17 protein-coding genes are annotated in these 19846 nt (G+C 68.4%); 7 read left to right on the forward strand and 10 right to left on the reverse strand.

Annotated elements, in window-relative coordinates; translation table 11 throughout:
* Window positions 1-8: 8 nt before the first annotated feature.
* From BLO63_RS09315 to BLO63_RS09330, 4 genes are all read right to left on the reverse strand, one after another.
* Complete coding sequence (locus tag BLO63_RS09315) at window positions 9-647, reverse strand: HAD family hydrolase (protein WP_091439466.1); 639 nt, start codon at window positions 645-647, stop codon at window positions 9-11.
* Window positions 644-2143, reverse strand: a complete 1500-nt coding sequence (locus BLO63_RS09320; protein WP_091439469.1) for an FGGY-family carbohydrate kinase — start codon at window positions 2141-2143, stop codon at window positions 644-646. The genes BLO63_RS09315 and BLO63_RS09320 overlap by 4 nt, the downstream gene beginning before the upstream one ends.
* Window positions 2144-2236: 93 nt before the next feature.
* The gene (locus tag BLO63_RS09325) at window positions 2237-3037 is read right to left on the reverse strand and encodes a BtpA/SgcQ family protein (protein ID WP_091439471.1); all 801 of its coding nucleotides are present in this window, start codon (window positions 3035-3037) and stop codon (window positions 2237-2239) included.
* 37 nt (window positions 3038-3074) lie between these two features.
* Window positions 3075-3935: a DeoR/GlpR family DNA-binding transcription regulator gene (locus BLO63_RS09330; RefSeq protein ID WP_091439472.1), complete on the reverse strand. Its 861-nt coding sequence runs from the start codon at window positions 3933-3935 to the stop codon at window positions 3075-3077.
* 161 nt (window positions 3936-4096) lie between these two features.
* Between BLO63_RS09330 and BLO63_RS09335 the strand changes: the two genes are divergently transcribed.
* The 5 genes from BLO63_RS09335 (at window position 4097) to BLO63_RS09355 (ending at window position 9383) form a co-directional block, all read left to right on the forward strand.
* Window positions 4097-4903, forward strand: a complete 807-nt coding sequence (locus BLO63_RS09335) for an SDR family NAD(P)-dependent oxidoreductase (protein WP_091439474.1) — start codon at window positions 4097-4099, stop codon at window positions 4901-4903.
* 173 nt (window positions 4904-5076) lie between these two features.
* Window positions 5077-6207 (forward strand): ABC transporter ATP-binding protein, encoded by a 1131-nt coding sequence (locus BLO63_RS09340; RefSeq protein WP_091439483.1) that lies wholly within the window; start codon window positions 5077-5079, stop codon window positions 6205-6207.
* A gap of 13 nt (window positions 6208-6220) precedes the next feature.
* Window positions 6221-7018: a carbohydrate ABC transporter permease gene (locus tag BLO63_RS09345; RefSeq protein ID WP_018388745.1), complete on the forward strand. Its 798-nt coding sequence runs from the start codon at window positions 6221-6223 to the stop codon at window positions 7016-7018.
* Window positions 7019-7096: 78 nt separating this feature from the next.
* Window positions 7097-8374, forward strand: coding sequence for an extracellular solute-binding protein (locus BLO63_RS09350; protein WP_091439486.1), 1278 nt, complete (start codon window positions 7097-7099; stop codon window positions 8372-8374).
* Between the two features lie 127 nt (window positions 8375-8501).
* Complete coding sequence (locus BLO63_RS09355) at window positions 8502-9383, forward strand: carbohydrate ABC transporter permease (RefSeq protein ID WP_091439490.1); 882 nt, start codon at window positions 8502-8504, stop codon at window positions 9381-9383.
* A gap of 131 nt (window positions 9384-9514) precedes the next feature.
* Here the strand turns inward: BLO63_RS09355 and BLO63_RS09360 are convergent, their stop codons facing one another.
* The 5 genes from BLO63_RS09360 to BLO63_RS09380 form a co-directional block, all read right to left on the reverse strand.
* The gene (locus BLO63_RS09360; RefSeq protein WP_091439493.1) at window positions 9515-11056 is read right to left on the reverse strand and encodes an amidohydrolase family protein; all 1542 of its coding nucleotides are present in this window, start codon (window positions 11054-11056) and stop codon (window positions 9515-9517) included.
* Complete coding sequence (locus BLO63_RS09365; RefSeq protein ID WP_091439510.1) at window positions 11044-11907, reverse strand: carbon-nitrogen hydrolase family protein; 864 nt, start codon at window positions 11905-11907, stop codon at window positions 11044-11046. Before BLO63_RS09365 ends, BLO63_RS09360 begins: the two co-directional genes overlap by 13 nt.
* Before the next feature lie 6 nt (window positions 11908-11913).
* Window positions 11914-12702 (reverse strand): ABC transporter ATP-binding protein, encoded by a 789-nt coding sequence (locus BLO63_RS09370; RefSeq protein ID WP_091439516.1) that lies wholly within the window; start codon window positions 12700-12702, stop codon window positions 11914-11916.
* Window positions 12699-13619, reverse strand: a complete 921-nt coding sequence (locus BLO63_RS09375; protein WP_091439517.1) for an ABC transporter permease — start codon at window positions 13617-13619, stop codon at window positions 12699-12701. Before BLO63_RS09375 ends, BLO63_RS09370 begins: the two co-directional genes overlap by 4 nt.
* Window positions 13620-13786: 167 nt before the next feature.
* The gene (locus BLO63_RS09380) at window positions 13787-14845 is read right to left on the reverse strand and encodes an ABC transporter substrate-binding protein (RefSeq protein WP_091439518.1); all 1059 of its coding nucleotides are present in this window, start codon (window positions 14843-14845) and stop codon (window positions 13787-13789) included.
* Between the two features lie 646 nt (window positions 14846-15491).
* Here BLO63_RS09380 and BLO63_RS09385 point away from each other — a divergent pair.
* A complete protein-coding gene (locus BLO63_RS09385) occupies window positions 15492-16220 on the forward strand; it encodes a GntR family transcriptional regulator (RefSeq protein WP_091439519.1) in 729 nt (242 codons plus the stop codon).
* Between the two features lie 12 nt (window positions 16221-16232).
* On the forward strand, window positions 16233-16991 hold the full coding sequence (locus BLO63_RS09390) for an aspartate/glutamate racemase family protein (RefSeq protein ID WP_091439520.1): 759 nt from the start codon (window positions 16233-16235) through the stop codon (window positions 16989-16991).
* Between the two features lie 34 nt (window positions 16992-17025).
* Here the strand turns inward: BLO63_RS09390 and BLO63_RS09395 are convergent, their stop codons facing one another.
* A complete protein-coding gene (locus BLO63_RS09395; protein WP_091439522.1) occupies window positions 17026-19755 on the reverse strand; it encodes an HAD-IC family P-type ATPase in 2730 nt (909 codons plus the stop codon).
* Between the last annotated feature and the right edge of the window lie 91 nt (window positions 19756-19846).

Raw genomic sequence — 19846 nt, forward strand, 5'->3', positions numbered from 1 at the left:
CGGCCGGATCAGCCGAACAGCGCCAGCAGGTTTTCCAGCCGGTCGATCTCCAGGTCGACCGCCTCGAAACCGCCGCCGGTGGGGGTGTAGCCCACCACGAACAGCCCCGCCGCGCGGGCGGAGAGCGCGCCGGAGCGGCTGTCCTCGACCGCGACCACGCTTTCCGGCGGCAGGCCGAGCCGGGTGCAGGCGCGGCGATAGGGCTCGGGATCGGGCTTGCCGGCCGCCACATCGTCGAGGCTGAGCGAGAAGGAGAGCGCGTCGGCAATGCCGAGCGCGGCGATGTTGGCGTCCACCACCGAGCGGCTGGAATTGGAGACGCAGGCCTGCGTGACGCCGAGCTTCGCCAGCGCCCGGATGGTGGCGACGGCGCCGGGCAGGGCGATCAGGCTGTCGCGGTTGTCGACATAATGGGCATTGATCCGCGCCGCCCATTCGGCTTCGGCGACGGCGGCGGGCAGGCGCGGCGATACCTGTTTCCACACATCGCCCATATGGATGCCGCGAAAAGCCTGGTCCGGCAGATCGGAAAGATCCGCGCCGAGCGCCCGGCAGGCGGCCACCAGCGCGCGATGGTGCAGCGGCTCGCTGTCGATCAGCGTGCCGTCAATGTCCCAGGCGACCGCCTTCAGCGCCGGGCGGCTCATGCGGGTCGGCCTTCGAGGCGGCGGTAGAGATCGCGGTAGCGGGCATAGCCGGCGGCATAGGTTTCAGCGGAGGCAGGGTTGGGCTGCAAGGTCTCGCCCTGCTCGACAAAGCGGGAAATGCCGCTCCAGGTCGCCGCGCCGATGCCGACCGCTGCCGTCCAGGCGGCGCCGAGGGAGGAGCCGGGATGGCCTTTCAGCCGGTGCACCGGCTGCTGCAGCACATCAGCGATAATCTGCATCCACACCCGCGAATTCGAGCCGCCATCGGACACCAGCACACGACCGGCGGCATGGCCCATATCGGCCAGCACCTCGACATGGTGGGCGCAGGCATAGGCATAGCCTTCCAAGAGCGCCCGCCAGACATGGCCGATATCGTGCGAGAGGGTGAGCCCGTCGATCACCCCGCGCGCGGCGGGGTCGTGGATCGGGGTCTTCTCGCCGAGGAAATAGGGCAGGATCGTCAGCCCGTCGGCGCCGGCGGGGCGCTGGTCTGCGAGGGCGTCGAGATGCTGGTGCAGCGTCAGCCCGGCCCTCTCGGCCGCCGCCGCCTCGCCGCCGGCGAAGTTGCGCACGAACCAATTCAGCCCCGAGCCGCCGGTCGCCATGCAGCCATTGGGCATGTAGAGGCCGGGAATGAGGTGATAGTCGAGATAGAGCCGCGGGTCCGGCTTCACCTGATCAGTGGCGACCAGAATATCGATGGCACCGCCGAATTTGAGCAGAATATCGCCGCGCTGGGTGACGCCGGCCCCGAGCGCCGAGGCGATCATGTCAGCCGCGCCGCCGATGACAGGCGTGCCGGCGGCAAGGCCGGTCTCAGCCGCGCCCTCAGCCGACATGCGGCCCATCACCTCGTGCGAGGCGGTCTTGCGCGGAATGGCGCTGCGGGGAATGCGGGCCCAGGCGACGAGATCGTCGTCGATGGCGTGGCGGGAGACGTCGATGAAGCCGGCCTCCAGCGCCCAGTTCTGCTCCACCGCCCGCTCGCCGGTGAGGCGCCAGTTCACATAATCATAGGAGCCGAACACGGTGGCGATCTGCGTGAACACGTCGGGCTCGTGGCGGGCGATCCAGCGCAGCTTGGCGGTGACGAGCTGCTGGTTGATGCCGTTGCCGGCCTTGGCGATGAAGCCGGGCTCATCGCGCTCGGCCCGCAGTTCCGCCACCTCCGCCCCGCAGCGTCCGTCGCTCTGCTGGATGGAAGGGCGCAGGAGGGTGCCCGCCTCGTCCAGCAGCACCACGGCCGGCAGCATGCCGGTGACGCCGATGGCGGAAATCTCAGTCGGATCGATCCCGGCGGTGGCGATCAGCTCGCGGCTGAGAGCGCAGACATTGGCCCACCACTCGGCGGGGTCTTCCTCCGCCCAGCCCGCATGTTTCGAGGTCAGCGTCACCGGCCGCGAGGCGACGGCAAGGATCTCCCCCGGCAGCCGCAGCAAGAGGCCGATGGTCGAGGTCGTGCCGATATCGAGGCCGAGAACGCAGCTCTTCATGGGGAGCCTCTTGGGGCGGTGGGCAAGTCTAGGCAGAGAAAGAACTCACCCCGGACAGCGGCGACGCCGCCGGTCCGGGAGGGCGGCGCGCGGTCAGCGGATGGAGTTCACCACATCCATGAAGCGCGACACCCGCGCCTGCTCCACCGCGTTCCAGGTGTTGCCGTCGACCTTGAAATGGGTGCCGATGACCACGCCCGAGGCGACCGAGAAGATGTCGCGGATATTGTCGATGTTGACGCCGGTATTGGCGAAGATCGGCACGTCCTTGACCGTCTCGGCCACCTTCTGCAGATGCGACTGGTCGGCCGGCTGGCCGGTGATCGGGCCGGAGACGAGGATGGCGTCGGCGATGGAGGAGAACACCGCGCTCTTGGCCCGCAGCTCGATCGGCCGCTGGTCGAGCGAATGGGCGAACTCGGCATTGATGTTGAACAGCATCTTCATGTCGTCGCGCTTCAGGTCGTGGCGCAGCCGCGCCGCCTCGGCGCAGTTCGGCTCCCACAGGCCCATGTCGGAAGCGAACAGGCCGGTGAAGATCTCGCGCACGAAGCTGGCGCCTGTCACGGCGCCGATGGCGACGGTGGCGACCGGATCCCAGAGATAGTTGACGCCGAACGGCACCTTCAGGCTCGGCTTCACCGCCTGGACGATGGCGCTCATGGCCGCGATGGAGGCGGGCGAACCCTTGAAGACGTAGGGGCGGTCGTTCTCATTGCCGAACATGATGGCGTCGACGCCGCCGGCCTGCAGCTTCTCGACATCGGCGAGCACGCCCTCGATCAGCTTGTCGAGGCCGCCATCGGCATCATAGAGCGGCGCGCCGGGCAGGGCGCCGATATGGGCCATGGCGATGACGACCTTCTTCTTGGCGCCGAAACACTCGAAAACCATTCCAACTACTCCTTGAGGGGACGGCGCGCGCGGCGCCTCAATGTCCGGCGGCAGGCGGCGCGATGCGCAGCTCGACACGGGCCGCGGCAAGTGCCGCAGCGATGCGCGAGGGCGGCTCGGCGTCGGTGATAAGCAGGTTGATGTCGGCCAGCGTGCCGACCTGGACCAGCGACATGCGCTGGAACTTGGCGCTGTCGCACAGCAGGATCTTGAACCCCGACCGGCGCAGATAGACGCGCTTCATGTCGGTGTCCTCGAAGGAATAGTCGAAGAAGCCTTCCGAGGTGATGCCCGACGTGCCGAGCACGGCGACATCGAACCACAGCTTCTCGAACTGGGCGACGGCAGTGGGACCCCACACCGACATTTCCTCCGGGCGGACGCGGCCGCCGGCGACATAGACTTCCGGCGCGCCGCCATCGAGATGGGTGGAGACGCGCAGGCTGTTGGTGAAGACCTTGAGATGGCCGGCCTCGCGCAGATGCCCGGCCATCAGATAGGTGGTGGTGCCGACATCGATGGCGCAGGTGCGGTAGCCGGCGACAATGCCGGCGGCGCAGGCGGCGATGGCCGACTTGGCCTCGCTGCCACGCCGAAGCCGGGCGTCGAAGCGCGGCTCCTCGCTGTCCATGGCGACGCTGGCCGGCGTCTCCGCCAGCACCGCCCCGCCATGCACGCGCAGCAGACGGCCGTCGCGCTCCAGCTCCAGCAGGTCGCGGCGGATGGTCATGTCGGACACGCCGAGCTCGGCGGCAAGGACGGCGACGCCGACCGAGCCGGCGGCGGCGAGATGATCGAGAATGCGGGCATGGCGCACATGCGAGAGCAGGCGCTGGCGATCCTCGCCCGCGGGCGGCTCGGCCATGGAATGCTCTCGGAAAGACACGTCTTCGGCCATCGCTCCACCCTGCCTGATCGCGGTTCCCTCGCAGAGGAACGGATTCGCGCCCGGTCGGCTAATCCTGTTTAGCTCAGGGATCGCACAAGATCAAACACAAGAATGCACTTGATGTGAGTTCTTGTTCATATAGATTGAGAAGCGAACATGAGGAGCTTCGCATGAGTCCGCCCGCATCCGCCGCGCCCGTCCCCGCCTATTATGAGCTGAAGGGCCGGCTGGCCTTCGTCACCGGCGCGGCGACCGGCATTGGCCGGGCCATCGCCGTGGCGCTGGCCCGGCAGGGCGTGCGGGTCGCCATCGGCGACATCAATCTGGCGGCGGCGCAGGAGACGGCGACGGCCCTCGGCGGCGGCGCCATCGCGGTGGAAATCGACGTGCGCAAGCGCGCCTCGGTGGAGGCCGCCTTCGCCCAGGTGCTGGAAGGGCTCGGCGGCTGCGACCTTCTGGTGGCCAATGCCGGCGTCTCCACCATGCGGGCGGCGCTGGAGCTGACCGACGAGGAGTGGGATTTCAACTTCGACGTCAACACGCGCGGCGTCTTCCTCACCAACCAGATCGCCGCCCGGCACTTTGTGGCGCAGGGCAAGGGCTGCATCGTCAACACCGCCTCGCTGGCGGCCAAGGTCGGCGCGCCGTTCCTGGCGCATTACTCCGCCTCGAAATTCGCCGTGCTCGGCTGGACCCAGGCGCTGGCGCGCGAACTGGCCGCCACGGGCATCCGCGTCAACGCCGTCTGCCCCGGCTTCGTGTCGACCGGGATGCAGTCGCGCGAAGTGGAATGGGAGGCGAGCCTGCGCGGCGTCTCCCCGCAGCGTGTGATCGACGACTATATCGCCCAGACCCCGCTCGGCCGGCTGGAAGTGCCGGAGGACGTGGCCGACGTGGTGGTGTTCCTCGCCTCCGAACAGGCCCGCTTCATGACCGGCCAGGGCGTCAACGTCACCGGCGGCGTCTACACGACCTGAGCCGGCACCCGGCGCGCGATGATCGAATCTACTGTCGTCAGGTTTGAATTAGGACTTGCGATGTTCGATTTTGTTCAACTACACTCCGCCCGCCAACGGCGCACCGGGCGGGGTTTTCCCCTTCCCTCCGCCCCGTGTGGCGGGACCCTGCCGTTGCAGGCAAAGGATCGCTGATGTCGTCGATCGAACTCGATCATGTCTCCAAGCTCTACGCCAACGGCGCCTATGGCGTGCGCGACGTGGACCTTTCCATTGGAGAGGGTGAGTTCGTGATCTTCCTTGGCCCCTCGGGCTGCGGGAAATCGACGACGCTGCGGATGATCGCCGGGCTGGAGGGTATCACCTCGGGCGATCTGCGGATCGGCGGGCGCAGCGTCAACAACGTGCCCCCGCGCGACCGCAACATCGCCGTCGTGTTCCAGTCCTACGCGCTCTACCCGCATATGAGCGTGCGCGACAATATGGGCTTCGGCCTCAAGATGCGCGGCGTCGCCCGCCCCCTCATCGAGGAGAAGATCCGCGAGGCGGCTGGCCTGCTCGGCCTCACTCCCTATCTCGACCGCAAGCCGGCGGCACTGTCCGGCGGCCAGCGCCAGCGCGTCGCGCTCGGCCGCGCCATTGTGCGCGATCCCGTCGCCTTCCTGCTCGACGAGCCGCTGTCCAATCTCGACGCCCAGCTGCGGGCGGAGATGCGGCTCGAACTGGTCAAGCTGCACCGCCGGCTGGGGCGCACCATCGTCCATGTCACCCATGACCAGGTCGAGGCGATGACCATGGGCGACCGTATCTGCATCATGCGCGAGGGGCGGATGATCCAGGTCGGCAAGCCGCTGGAGGTCTATGCCGACCCGGTCGACACCTTCGTCGCCCGCTTCCTCGCCACCCCGCCGATGAACCTGCTGCCCGCCCGCCTCGAAGGGCGCGGCGACGGGCTGGTGGTGAGCGGCGACGGCTTCACGGTCGAGGTGCCGCCGATGCACCGCGCCGCCTATGCGGGGCTGGCCGGGCGCGAGGTGATTTTCGGCCTGCGCCCGGAAGACCTGCACGAGGCGCCGCAGCCCGGATTTTCGCCGATCGAGGTCAGCGTCGTGGCGATGGAGGCGCTGGGGGTGGAGAACATCCTGGTCGGCCAGATCGGCACCGGCGACAAGCCGCTGGAACTCTCCGCCCGGCTGTCGCGCCACTTCACCGCGCCGGTGGGCGCGCGCGTGCCGCTCTATCTCGACCCCCGCCCCATGCACCTGTTCGATCCGGAGACGACGCGGGCCTTCCCCCGTCCCAGCCTCCGCCTCGTGACCAACTGAGGGAGGGGGCAGCATGCGGCGCATCGGACTTCACCTTGGCCTTCTCTTCGCCTGCGCCGTCATTCTCGTGCCCCTGCTCTGGGTCGTCCGCACCAGCCTTCTGCCCGAGCACCTCTCCTATTCGCCGGAGCTGATGCCGGCGGTGACGCTCGACAATTACGTCGCCCTGTTCACCTCCACCCGCTACGGCCAGTCCTATCTCAACAGCCTGATCGTCGCCTTCGGCTCGGTGGTGGTGGCGCTGCCCTTCGCGGCAATGACCGGCTATGCCTTCGCCCGCTTCAAGACCAGCGGGCGGGCGGGGCGCTTCGCGGTGCTGGCGACGCAGATGCTGCCCCCCGTCGCGATCGTGCTGCCGGCCTTCGCGCTTCTGCGCACGGTGGGCCTCACCAATTCGCTGACCGGCCTCATCATCGTCTATGCCGCGGTGAACCTGCCCTTCCTGATCTGGATCCTGATGGGGTTCTTCGAGGGCATTCCGGTGGATCTCGAATGGGCGGCGCAGACCGACGGCGCCACCGCCTGGGGCGCGTTCTGGCGCATCGTGCTGCCGGTCTCGCTGCCCGGCATCGCGGCGGCCGGCGTGCTCGGCTTCATCCTCACCTGGAACGAGTTCCTGTTCGCGCTGGTGCTGAGCGGTCCACAGACCGCGACCGTGCCGGTGGCGCTGGCGGCGCTCCAGACCTCCAACGGCGTGCAGATCGCCAAAGTGTCGGCCGGCGTCGTGCTCGCCGTGCTGCCGCTGGTGATCGCCTCGCGCTTCATCCAGCGCTTCATCGTCCAGGGCCTGACCTTCGGCAGCGTGAAGTGAGCGTGCCTTCCGCCGCGTCCAGTCGGGCGTGCGCCAACGAGGCGGGCAAAGCCCGTACCAGAGGAACAGGAGAACGAGATGCAGTTTAAGTGTAGCCTCAAGGCGGCGCTGCTCGGCGCCACGCTGCTCGCAGTGGCCGGGCCGGCCTATGCCCAGAACGTCACCCTGCGCGCCCTGATGGAGGACGTGCCGGAGACGCAGATCATCGAGAAGCTGCTGCCGGAATTCGAGAAGGAAACCGGCATCAAGGTCGAGTTCGAGAAGATCGGCTATGGCGACATGCACGACAAGCTGGTCGCCCAACTTGTTTCGCCGGAGAGCTACTACAACCTGCTCGAAGTCGACTTCCTGTGGGCGGGCGAGTTCCCCGCCGCCGGCTGGCTGGAAGACCTCAACCCCTATATCGCCAAATCGGGCTTCGACCTGAAGCCGTTCATCCCGTCCATGCTTGACCTGCTCGGCCAGACCAAGGACGCGACGCCGATCCTGCCCATGTACAATTACTCGATGGGCCTGATCTACCGCACCGACCTGTTGAGCGACGCCAAGATCAAGGCGGACTACAAGGCGAAGACCGGCAAGGAGCTGGCGCTGCCGGCAACGCTGGCCGACTATGTCGCGCTCTCCGCCTTCTTCAAGGCCAACACGCCGGTCGTCGGCGCCGCCATGCAGGGCCAGCGCGGCGACCCGAACGCGATGGAATTCTCCAACTACCTGTTCTCCGCCGGCGGCGCCTATCTCGACGCCGACCGCAAGGTGGTGCTGAACAGCCCGCAGGGGCTGACCGCGCTGAAGCTCTATGCCGAGAATGTGCAGAAGGGCGCGCAGCAGGGCGCCCTCTCCGCCACGCTCGACGACACGATGCGGCTGATGTGCGCCGGCGAAGCGTTCAGCATGGTCACCTATTGGTGGATGCTGCCGCAGCTCGACGATGCCGAGAAGTGCCCGAAGGTGGCCGGCAAGCTGGCGCTGTCCGTCATGCCCGGTGGCCATGGCGAGAGCGGCGGCTGGGGCTGGGGCATTCCGAAGAACACGTCGGATGAGTCCAAGGCCGCGGCCTGGAAGTTTATCGAATGGGTGCAGGGCAAGAAGATCTCGGTCGCCCGCGCCATGGAAGGCCATGCGCCGGTGCGCTCGGACGTGTTCGAGGACGCGGCCGTGCTGAAGAAGTACCCCTTCTACAAGACCGGCCTTGAGGTCGTCGCCTCCGGCAAGTCGTTCCCGATCTTCGCCTATTCGGCTCAGTATGAGGACGTGCTGGGCGCCCAGCTCTCGCTCGCCGCCGGCGGGCAGGCCAAGCCCGAGGACGCGCTGAAGGCGGCCGCCGACGGCCTGACCCAGCTGCTCAACAAATAAGCCCATCGGCCGGGACTCTACGTGAGCCCCGCAGGATCCCGGCCATACGGCGCGCCAGCCTTCCCCCTCGTCGGCTGGCGCGCCGGTCTCTTTTCTCGCTTTGCTCTTCACGGAACGGACGACGCGCATGCGCTTTGCGGCACTGGCGGATCGGGACTGGCGCACCGGCTGGGCCTTCGCAGCACCGGGCCTTGTCACGCTGGCCATCGTCATGGGCCTGCCGCTGGTCTATGCGGCGCTGATCTCGGTCTCCTCGCTCACTCTGCTGAAGCCGATGCTGCTGCCCCTCACGGGGTTCAAGAACTTCGCCATCGTGATGAGCGACCCGCTGTTCTGGGACGCGCTGTGGCTGACGATCAAATATTCGGTCATCACCGTGACCGGCGAATTCGTGCTCGGGCTCGGCGTCGCCCTGATGCTGAACCGCGCGGTGACGATGAAGCCGGTCTATTTCGCCATTCTCACCATTCCGATGGCGATGTCGCCGGTGAGCGTGGCGCTGATCTGGCGCATGCTGCTGCAGCCCAATCTCGGCATCGCCAACCAGCTGCTGGAGAGCCTCGGCCTGCCGCGCCTCGACTGGCTCGGCGATGCCGATTTCGCGCTCTGGACCATGGCGGCGATCGACATCTGGCAGCAGACCTCTTTCGTCATCCTGATTCTGGCCGCCGGCCTCGCCTCGCTGCCGCGTGACCCCTATGAGGCCGCAGAAGTGGACGGGGCCTCGCCGCTGCAGCAGTTCTGGTACATCACTCTGCCGATGCTGCGCCCGGTGGCGGCGATCGCGGTCATCATCCAGCTGATCAACGAATTCCGCACCTATGACCTGCCCTATATCCTCACCAAGGGCGGGCCGGGCAATTCCACCGAGGTGCTGAGCTTCTTCGCCTATCGCCGCGCCTTTCTCGGCCTGCACCTCAATGAGGGGGCGGCGGCCGCCTTCGTGCTGCTGCTGATCGTACTCGGCCTCACCATCCTGTTCTTCGCCACGCTGGAGCGCCGGCGCTGAGAAGGCTCTAACTCTTTCGTTTGTCGCGCTTTCTTCACGCGAACCGGTATCCACTTCGCTCGGAAGCGCTAAACACGAAAAAGGGCGCCCGCGACGGGGCGCCCTCTCCTTCGGTGCGCAGCATCGGGGGGTCAGATGCGCGCCGAATTGGCGTAGAAGGGCGTCGGCTCGGCCTCCGGCAGATAGCCCTCGTAGAACTTCTTCACATAGGGGAACACGGCGTGGCCGAGCGCATGGCGGGCAAGCTCGTCCTCGCTGCGCGGCTTGCCCAGCGTGTCGGCGATTTCCGCCAGCACCGCCTCGCGGTCGACCTTGGTGAAGCGCCCATCCTCATAGACCCGCTCGCCATTGATGAAGACGGCGTCCACCGCCCCGGTCTTGGCGCGCTGCACCAGCGCGTCGAGCATCGGGATGTCCGGGTCCTGGTAGGGATAGGTCGCCTTGGTCCAGTTGATCAGCACGGCGTCGAACAAGCGCCCCGCATCCAACCGCCCGATGGTGGCGCCGAAGGCGGTGGTCATCGCGCCGGCCTCGGTCGCCATCTTCACCACCTGCGCGCAGGTCGGCACGTCCGCCTCATCCATGCCGGGCTCGCGGTGGACGCGCAAAGCGAGGCGCAGTTCGGAGAGCATGTCGCGGTCGTCATTGATGCCGGCCTCGTCAAGGCCCATGCCGACAGTGATGCCCTTGGCCTCCCAGCGGTTGAGCGGGGCAAGGCCCGAGCGCAGGCGGAAATTCGACGAGCAATTGTGGCAGATGCAGGTGCCGGTATCGGCGACGATGTCGATGTCTTCCTCGTTCAGCCACACGCCATGGCCGAGCGTCATGTGCGGGCCGAGCACGCCGAGATCGTGGAGATGGCGCAGCGCCGTCTTGCCGGTGCGGCGGCGGGCATATTCCTTCTGGTAGATCGTCTCCAGCAGGTGCATGTGCATCGGCACCCCGGCCGCCTTGGACTTGGCGTCGAGCGCCTGCAGCCCTTCATCCGTGCACCAGTGCAGGTTCGCCGGGGCGAGCTGGATGCGGGTCAGGTCCTGGCCGGCATTCTCGGCCGAGAGCTGGTCGAACAGTTTCAGGAAATCGTCGAAGGGCATGGCCTGCGCCTTCAGATATTTGCCCAGCATCTCGCCAAGATCGGCCGGCAGGCGGGCGCAGAAGGCCTCGTCCGCCTCATAGACCAGCCGGTTCTGCTCGCGCACGGCGTAGCAATAGGAGGCGCGCATGCCGAGCGAGCGGTAGGCGCCCAGCACCTTGCTGGCGGCGCCGTGGATGGCGTCATAGCCGCCCGGCATCCAGCCATGGATGTGCTGCACGGTGGTGATACCGGACGCGATCATCTCGAAGGCGGAGTAGAGCGTGTCCAGCGTCAGGTCGAGCCGGCGCGCCGGCATGCGGCTGGCGAACCACAGCTCCAGCGCGTGGTCGGGCGAGCCGAGCTGCAGCGGCGTCATGCCGACATGGTGGTGGCTGTTGACGAAGCCCGGCAGCATGGCGTGGTCGGGGTACTTTCGCACCTCGGCCGTCGGCGCCAGCTTCTGCATGTCCTCCAGCGTGCCGCTGGCGATGATCACGCCGTCGCGCGACAGCACGGCGCCGTCGTCGATCACCTCCGGGGTGAAACGGTCCCGGATGCCGGTGACGACCCAGCGGGCCTGGACGATCAATTCAGACATGATGCTTCCTCAAACTGACGGGGCAGGCGCAGACGCGCCGCCGTGGCACTGGTGTCCCGGGCATGGGCGAGACATTCGGGATCGATGGAGACGAGGAGCGGCCGGCTGTCGCCGCGCGCGGCGCCGGCCAGACGCGCCCCGTCGGGGCCGAAAGCCAGCGTCTCGCCGTCATGGCGCACCGGCCGGCCGGTGACGGTTTCGGTGCCGAAGCGAGCCGCCGCCACCGCATAGACGGCATTGGCGCGGGCACTCGCCTGCAGTTCGGCGGCATAGAGCCCTTCCGGATCGGAGGGCGCCGGCCCGCCGACCAGCACCGCCACCACATCCGCCCCGGCGCGCGCGGCGGCGCGCCAGCATTCGGGAAAGCGGCGGTCGTAGCAGATGAGCGCGGCAACCCGGCAGGGGCCGACCTCAAGGGTGCGGATCTCGGGCGCGCCGGGCGTGAAATGGTCGCCCTCGCCATAGCTCTCGCCCGGGCCGGCCGGCGGCAGGTGGATCTTGTGCGCCAGCGTCTCGATCCGGCCGTCCGGCCGGGCGAGCAACGCGGCATTGAAGGGCAGCCCGCCCTCGCGCCGCAGCGCCAGGCCGAACAGCACGGCAACGCCGTGCCGCGTGGCCGCAGCCCCCATGCGGGCGGCGGTCGGCCCTTCGCGCTCTTCCGCAAGCAGGGCCCAGTCGCCGGGCGCCTGCGCCGCGACATAGGGAAGGGCAAACAGCTCGGGGAGAACGACGAGGCCGGCGCCGGCGCGGGAGGCGCCGGCAATGCCGGCTTCCGCCTCACGCCAGAGCGGCGCCGGGTCGCGGCCCGCCGGTCCGATCGGCACGGCGGCGAGGGAGAAGGCAGCGGCCATGGCGGCTCACACCGTTTCCTGCTCGGCGAAGGCGCGGTCGACCTCGTCGGCGAGAAGCTCCGTGAACAGGTCGCGATAGGCGTGGTAGCGCGGATCGCGGGATTCGCGCGGGCGCGGCAGGTCGATGGGAACGATGGTCTTCACCTTGCCGGGGCGGGAGGTGAACACCACCACCCGGTCGGCCAGCGAGATCGCCTCGTCGATGGAATGGGTGACGAGCAGGATCGAGGCGCCGCTGTCGCGCCAGATCTGCAACAGGAAGTCCTGCATGCGGGCGCGGGTCTGCACGTCGAGCGCGGCGAAGGGCTCGTCCATCATCAGCACCTTCGGGCGCATGGCGAGCGCCCTTGCGCAGGCGGCGCGCTGGCGCATGCCGCCGGAAAGCTCGTCCGGCTTCTTGTCCAGCATGTCGCCGAGGCCGACGCGCCGCAGCGTTTCCAGCGCGATCTCGCGGCGCTTGACCGGCTGCACATGCTGCACGGCGAGGCCGAAGGCGACGTTGTCGGCAATGGTGAGCCAGGGAAACAGCGAGGCTTCCTGGAAGATCAGCCCGCGCTCGGCGGAAGGCTCGGTGACGGGCTCGCCATCGCAGGCGATGGTGCCGCCGGACACGTCCTCCAGCCCGGCGATCATGTAGAGCAGGGTGGACTTGCCGCAGCCGGAGGGCCCGAGCAGGACGATGAATTCGCCCGGCGCGACGTCGAAGCTGAGATCTTCCAGCGCCTGCACCGGGGCGCGGCCCTCGGGGGTCCAGCGCTTGGAGACGGACTGGATCGAGACGGCGGGGCGGCTCATCGGGCGGCTCCCTGGTTGGGGGCGATCCACCACAGCATCTTGTGCTGCACCTGCCGCAGGGCGAAATCGGAGAGGAAGCCGAGCAGGCCGATGATCGCCATGGTGAAGAAGACCAGCTTGGCGTTGAAGGTCGAGCGCGCCATCGAGGTGATCTGGCCAAGGCCGGTGCCGACGCCAACCGTCTCGGCGATCAGCACCACCATCCAGGCGGCGAACAGGTTCAGCCGCAGCGTCATGAACAGGCTGGGCAGGATGGCGGGCAGGATCACCTTCCAGAAGGTCTGCCGCTGGCTGGCGCCCATGATGCGGGCGACATGGATGTAGTTCTTCGGCACGCTTTCGATCTGCGCCCCGGTCGAGAGCACGATGGCGAAGAACACGGTGATGAAGACCAGGAAGATCGCCGGCACATCGCCAATGCCGAAGACGAAGATGGCGACCGGCAGCCACGCCACTGGCGAGATCGGCGCCAGCAGCAGGATGGTCGGCAGCAGCAGGTTGCGCAGGATCTTCACATAATGGATCGCCGCGCCCACCGCGACGCCGCAGGCAAAGCCGAGCGACAGGCCGACCAGCACGCGCAGCGTGGTCGAGCCCATGGTGAACAGCAGCGGCCAGACGCCGACGCCGCTCGCCACCGAGCCGATGCGGTTCGAGCGGTCGAAGAATTTCAGCGTGCCGGGAATGTCGGAGAGGAACAGGTGCGGCGGCGGCAGCAGCAGCGGGTTCACCATGCCGAAGAACCACAGCGCCTCCCACAGGCCGGCGAACAGGCCGACCGACACCAGGCCCCAGCCGATGGCGCTGAGGCGCCGGCGCAGGGCGGGCGAGAGGAGCGGCGTCTTGATCTTCGGCGCCGGGCGCCCGGCCCCGGCCTCGCCGAGGCGCGTCTGCCCGGCATCTGCGGTCATCGTCATGGCGTCCTTCCAGTGAAGCGGGGCCGGGCCGGAACCCAGGCCCCGGATGGCACGCCCACGGGCCGCGCGGTGCGCCCGTGGAAGGCTCAGCGTGGGGCGGGGGCGGCCGCAGGACAGCGGTGGGGCCCCGCCCAGGCCCCCTCCCCTCAGGGAGAGGGCCGCCGTGCTCAGGCCGACTTCAGCTTGAGGCTGTCATAGACCGGCTTGTTGGCGGCGATGACCTCTTCCAGCAGGCTCCAGTCGAAGGCGCCCTGGTCGGGCAGCTTCTTGACGTAGCCGAGCTCCATCATCGACTGGCCGCGATCGATGATGAACTGGGTCTGGTTGCGCTGGTCTACGACGATCGGCTGCTTCGAGGACGCATCCTCGGCCGCTTCCATGCTGGTCTTGTAGTATTTGCCGACCGTGTCGTTGAGCGCGGCCTGCTTGTCGGTCTCGGCCTGCGACTGCGCGACCATCAGCGCCTTGATGACCGCCTTCACCGCCGCCGGGTTGCTTTCCAGCAGCGGCGTGCGCACGGCCAGCACGCAGTCCGAATAGCCCTTGCCATAGACGTCGGTGCCATCGGACAGCACGGTCGCGCCCTTGCGGCCGAGCACGCATTGCGAGGCATAGGGTTCGATGTGGCAGATGGCGTCGATGGCGCCGGCCATGAAGGCCTGGGCGAGTTCCGGCGACGTGTCGAGATACTTGATCTGCACGTCGTTGAAGGAAAGCCCGGCCTTCTTCAGGTAATCATAGGGCAGGACTTCCAGCGTGTCGGCCTGGAAGGTGCCAAAGGTCTTGCCCTTCAGGTCGGCGGCGGAGGTGATGCCCTCCTTGGCGACGATGATGCAGCCCTCGACGCCGCCACCAGCGACGATCTTCACCGGCGCGCCGGCATCGTAGAGCGTCATGAAGTTCGAATAGGGGATCATCGACATGTCGACGAGACCCGCGCCGAACATGGTGGTGATCTCGGTATTGGACGGGGTCACCACGAAGTCGAGTTCGACGCCGTCCGCCTTGGTCAGTTCCCGCTCCTTGGCGAGGAAGATGCCCATATTGCAGAAGCCGGAGCCGTGCGTCGCCTTGATGGTGGTGCCGGCGGCGCGCGCCACGTTCGGCGCCAGCAGGCTGGCCAGCCCGGCCGGCAGAGCGATGCTCGCCGCCGCGCCCGCCACCGAGGATTTCAGGAAGCTTCGGCGCGAGAAGTTACGATAGAAGGTGCCGTCACGATCACACATGATCCCCTCCGGATCTTGAGAACCGATACGACCCCGCCTTACAGCCCGTTCGTTGTCGAACTGTAGATCACGTCGCTACGGTTGCACACCGCAGCAACGGGACCCGCAGACGGGATCACGATGATGGGCACGCCAACCCGAAAGAGCATTTTCGCCCTGCGCTACACCACAGGTGCGGCGAAAACATCCGCACTATACGAGGCCAATACAGACAACCAAGCGCAAATAAGCGTCAGAAGACCCATCATTCTGACCAAGAAATGAGCGAATACGCTCACTCCCTTTCGCACCCGCCGTCTCCACCGGCCGAGAGCCCGCACCGAACCGCCGCTCAGGCAGGCCGTGCGCACACGCCCCGCATCCCCTGAGCCCGGAGAAGGTCCCTCCCATCCGACGGAGGCCGCCGGACCGGATCGCCCCTCCGGGCGGCCCGCGACCCCGGCCTGACACTTCCTGCGAAGCGGCAGCCGGACCGCATCTGCCGGGGAGTAAAAGACGCGCGGACCGTTGGCGCAATGATTTTTTGTATGTTGAATACAATTTACTCCAAGCGCCTATTCCTACGTCAGAATGTGGCTATAATTGCAGCGTTGGGACCCCTTATCGCGGTGCGCGTGCGTGCTAGGATCGGCGCGGGACGGAACAGATGGACACACCACGGAAGCGAGGGCGCCCGCGCAAGCTGCGCCCAGTCGAGGGCCATGGCACGGAGCGGCTCAGCCGCGCCGGCCTGCACGAACAGGCCGGCCGTCAGCTGCGGGAGATGATCGTCACCGGCGCGCTGGCGCCGGGGGCGCCGATCGTCGAGGCGGACCTATGCGCGCTGCTGGGCATTTCCCGCACGCCGCTGCGCGAGGCCGTGAAGATGCTGGCGGCGCAGGGGCTGGTGGAGCTGCGCCCCAATCGCAGCGCCCGCATCGCCCCCTTCGACGCCAGCCACATCACCGAGCTGTTCGAGGCGCTGAGCAATGTCGAGCGGATCGCCGCCGAATATGCCGCCCAGCGCCTGAGCGCGCGCGAGCTGGCGCATCTGCGCGATCTGCAGGAGACGATGGAAGCGCATTACCGCGCCGGCGACCTCGCCGCCTATTTCGCGATCAACCAGGCGATCCACAGCGCCATCCTGGCCGGGGCCCATAACGCCACGCTGGTCGAGATGCATGGCTGGCTGTTCGCCCGCGCCGAACGGGCCCGCTATTTCGCCCTGGGGGCGCATGCCCGCTGGGCCGAATCGATCGAGGAACACCGCGCCATCCTCGCCGCGCTGGAACAGCGCCAGTCCGATACCGCCGGCCGGCTGCTCGCCGCCCATGTCATGCATACAGGCACCGGCGTGCTGGCACGGCTCGCCGCCACCGCCGGCGCCGCCGCCTGAAGGAACAGCCCTTTGCGCATACTCGTGCTCAATCCCAACACGACCGAAGCGGTGACGCAGATGCTGCTCGCCGCCGCGCGCCCCATGGTGGCCACCGGCACCGTTCTGACCGGCCTGACCGCCCCGCGCGGTGTGCCCTACATCGCCTCGCGCACGGAGGCGCAGCTCGCCGGCGCGCTGACGCTGGAAATGCTGGCCGAGCACCATCGCGGCTATGACGCCGCCATCATCGCGGCCTTCGGCGATCCCGGCCTGCTGCCGGCGCGCGAATTGTTCGACCTGCCGATCCTCGGCATGGCGGAAGCGGCAATGCTGACCGCCTGCACGCTGGGCCAGCGCTTCAGCATCATCACCTTCACCACCACCATGGCCAATTGGTATCAGGACACGGTCGACGCTTACCGCCTCTCCGGCCGCTGCGCCGGCATTCGTGCCCGCAGCCTGCCCTTCTCGGCGATCGAGAATGTGCAGGCGGAGATGGAACAGGCCATCGTCGCGCTCGCCTGCGAGGCGGTGGAGGAGGATGGAGCGGATGTGGTGATCCTCGGCGGGGCGCCGCTCGCCGGCATGGCGCCGCGCCTGCGGGCGCAGGTGCCCGTGCCGGTGGTCGATCCCATCGTCGCGGCGGTGAAGATGGCGGAAGGGCTCGTCACCCTTGCCCCACGCAAGCCGGTGCGCGGCCGCTTCAGCCGCCCGCCGGCCAAGCCGACCACGGGCCTGTCGCCCGCGCTCGCCGCCCGTATCGAACATCGCGACGCACCGGCGGGATGACGGCGCGAGGCGGCGCAGTGGAGCGCTTGCCGCCCTACATATCCGCCGCCGAAAAAATGCGCAGGCGCCGCAGCAGCATCTTCTCCAGCTCCAGGACGACCATCAGCGCCGCGCCGATGCCGATGATCATTACCCCGTCGAGGAGCGCGACCGGGCGGGTGTCGAAGATGGCCTGCATGATCGGTAGATAGGTGAAGGCGAGCTGCGCGGCCACCAGCCCCGCCAGCGCCAGCAGCACCGCCGGCGTGCCCAGCGCGCCGCGCCAGGTGAGCGACCGCATGTGCAGGAACCGCACATTGAACAGGTAGAAGATCTCCATCACGACAAGCGTGTTGACCACCAGGGTGCGGGCCATCTCCAGCTCCTGCCCGCGCCAGAGCGACTGGAAGAACACGGCGAAGGACACCAGGGTGAACAGCACCGAGACCAGCGCCACCCGCCACAGCATGAAGGGGGTGAGCAGGCCCGCGCGGGGCGGGCGCGGCGGGCGCTCCATCACGCCGGGCTCGGTCGGCTCGAAGGCCAGCGCCAGCCCGAGCGTCGCGCTGGTCGCCAGGTTGATCCACAGGATATGCGCGGCCGACATCGGCATGGCAATGCCGAGCAGGATGGCGCCGATCACCGCCAGCACCTCGCCGCCATTGGTCGGCAGCGTCCAGGCGATCATCTTGCGGATATTGTCGTAGACGGTGCGGCCTTCCTTCACCGCCGCGACGATGGAGACGAAATTGTCGTCGAGCAGCACCACTTCCGCCGCCTGCTTGGCCGCTTCCGTGCCCTTGCGCCCCATGGCGATGCCGACATCGGCCTGCTTGAGCGAGGGCGCGTCATTGACGCCGTCGCCGGTCATCGCCACCACCGCGCCGGTGGATTGCAGCGCCCGCACGATGCGCAGCTTGTTCTCCGGGCTGGTGCGGGCGAACACGCTGGTGCGCGCCGCCATATCCACCAGCTCCGCGTCGGACACTGCATCCACGTCAGCGCCGGTGGCGACCACCGGGTCTTCGGCGAGGCCGAGCTGGCGGGCGATGGCGCCGGCGGTGACGCCGTGATCGCCGGTGATCATCTTCACGCCGATGCCGGCGCTGCGGCATTCGGCAATGGCGAGCACCGCCTCGGGGCGCGGCGGGTCGATGAAGCCGATGAGGCCGAGAAACGCGAAACCGTCGCGCACATCGTCGAAGCCAAGGCGCGCCGGCGCCACGGCGAGCCGTTTCATGGCGAAGCCGAGCACCCGCTCACCTGCCGCCGCCGCGCGGGCGATCGCCGCCTCCCACACCCCGCCCCCGGGCACGCCCGCGAGCTTCAGCACCTCTTCCGGCGCGCCCTTGACGAAGATCACCGCCTCGCCTTGCGGGTCGCGATGGAGGCTCGCCATGAAGCGGTAGGCGGCATCGAAGGGAATTTCGTCGATCCGGGCAACGGCGGCGCGCTCACGCTCCGGGCCCAGCCCGGCCTTGACGGCGAGGGCGACCAGCGCACCCTCCATCGGGTCGCCCTCCGCCCGCCAGACGCCATTCTCGGCGTGCAGATGCGCGTCGTTGCACAGCAGGCCGCAGCGCAGCAGCTGTGCCGCCGCCGCGGCCGGCGCCTCGGCCCGATCGCCGCGCGCGGCATCGCCTGGCGCGTCCCAGCTGAGCGCGCCTTCCGGGTCGTAGCCGATGCCCGACACCGTGATGTCGACGAGGCCGACCTGCGCGATCACCAGCCGCCGGGCGGTCATCTCGTTGCGGGTCAGCGTGCCGGTTTTGTCGGAGCAGATGACCGAGGTCGCCCCCAGCGTTTCCACCGCCGGCAGCTGGCGAATGACGGCGTGCTGGCGGGCCATGCGCCGCACGCCGATGGCCAGCGTAATGGTGATGACCGCCGGCAGCCCCTCCGGCACCGCGCCCACCGCCAGCGCCACTACGGCGATGAGCGCCTCGCTCCAGCCATAGTCGCGCACCCCGACGGCGAACAGGAACAGCGCCGCCGCGCTGGCGATGGCCAGCCAGGTGAAGCGGCGTGCGAAGGCGTTGACCTGCCGCAGCAGCGGCGTCGCCAGCGGCTCGACATCGGCGATCAGCCGACCGATGCGGCCGATCTGGGTATGGGGGCCGGTGGAGACGACGATGCCGGCGCCCTGTCCGGCGGCGATGGTGGTGCCGGAAAACGCCATCGAGTGACGGTCGCCGAGCGGCGCCTCCACCGCGGCCGGCGCCTCGTTCTTGACGGCGGCGACGGATTCGCCGGTGAGGATCGCCTCGTCGATCAGCATGCCGCGCGCGCGGATCAGCCGGGTGTCCGCCGGCACCCGGTCGCCGGCCTCCAGCAGCACGAGGTCGCCGGGCACGAGGTCGCGGGCATGCACGCTCTGGCGCCGGCTGGCGCGCATCACAGTGGCGTGCGGCGAGATCATGTTGCGGATCGCCCGCAGCGCCTGTTCCGCCTTGCCCTCCTGGATGAAGCCGACCAGGGCGTTGACCAGCACCACCGCGATGATCACGCCGGCATCGACATAATGACCCAGGGCCAGCGCCGCCGCCGCGCCGGCGAGCAGGAAATAGATCAGCGCATTGTGGAACTGGGCGAGGAAGCGCAGCAAGGGCGGGCGGCCGGGGGACTCCGGCAGCGCGTTGGGGCCGTGGGTGGCGAGGCGCGCCTGCGCCTCCTCCGGCGTCAGTCCGACGCTGGTCACGCCGAGCCGGCCGGCCACCTCTTCATGGGGAATTGCGTGCCAGTGGGCGGGGGCGGGCGGAATCGGAGCGTGGGGGGCATCGTGCATCGGTCGGGGGCGCTCGCTGACGTTGCGTTAGCCCGGAACCTAAAGGCGCGCCCTCCCGGGGCCTAGCGGAGTTTTGCTTACGCCGGCGGGT

This window comes from Ancylobacter rudongensis (assembly GCF_900100155.1).
Classification (GTDB): Bacteria; Pseudomonadota; Alphaproteobacteria; order Rhizobiales; family Xanthobacteraceae; genus Ancylobacter; species Ancylobacter rudongensis.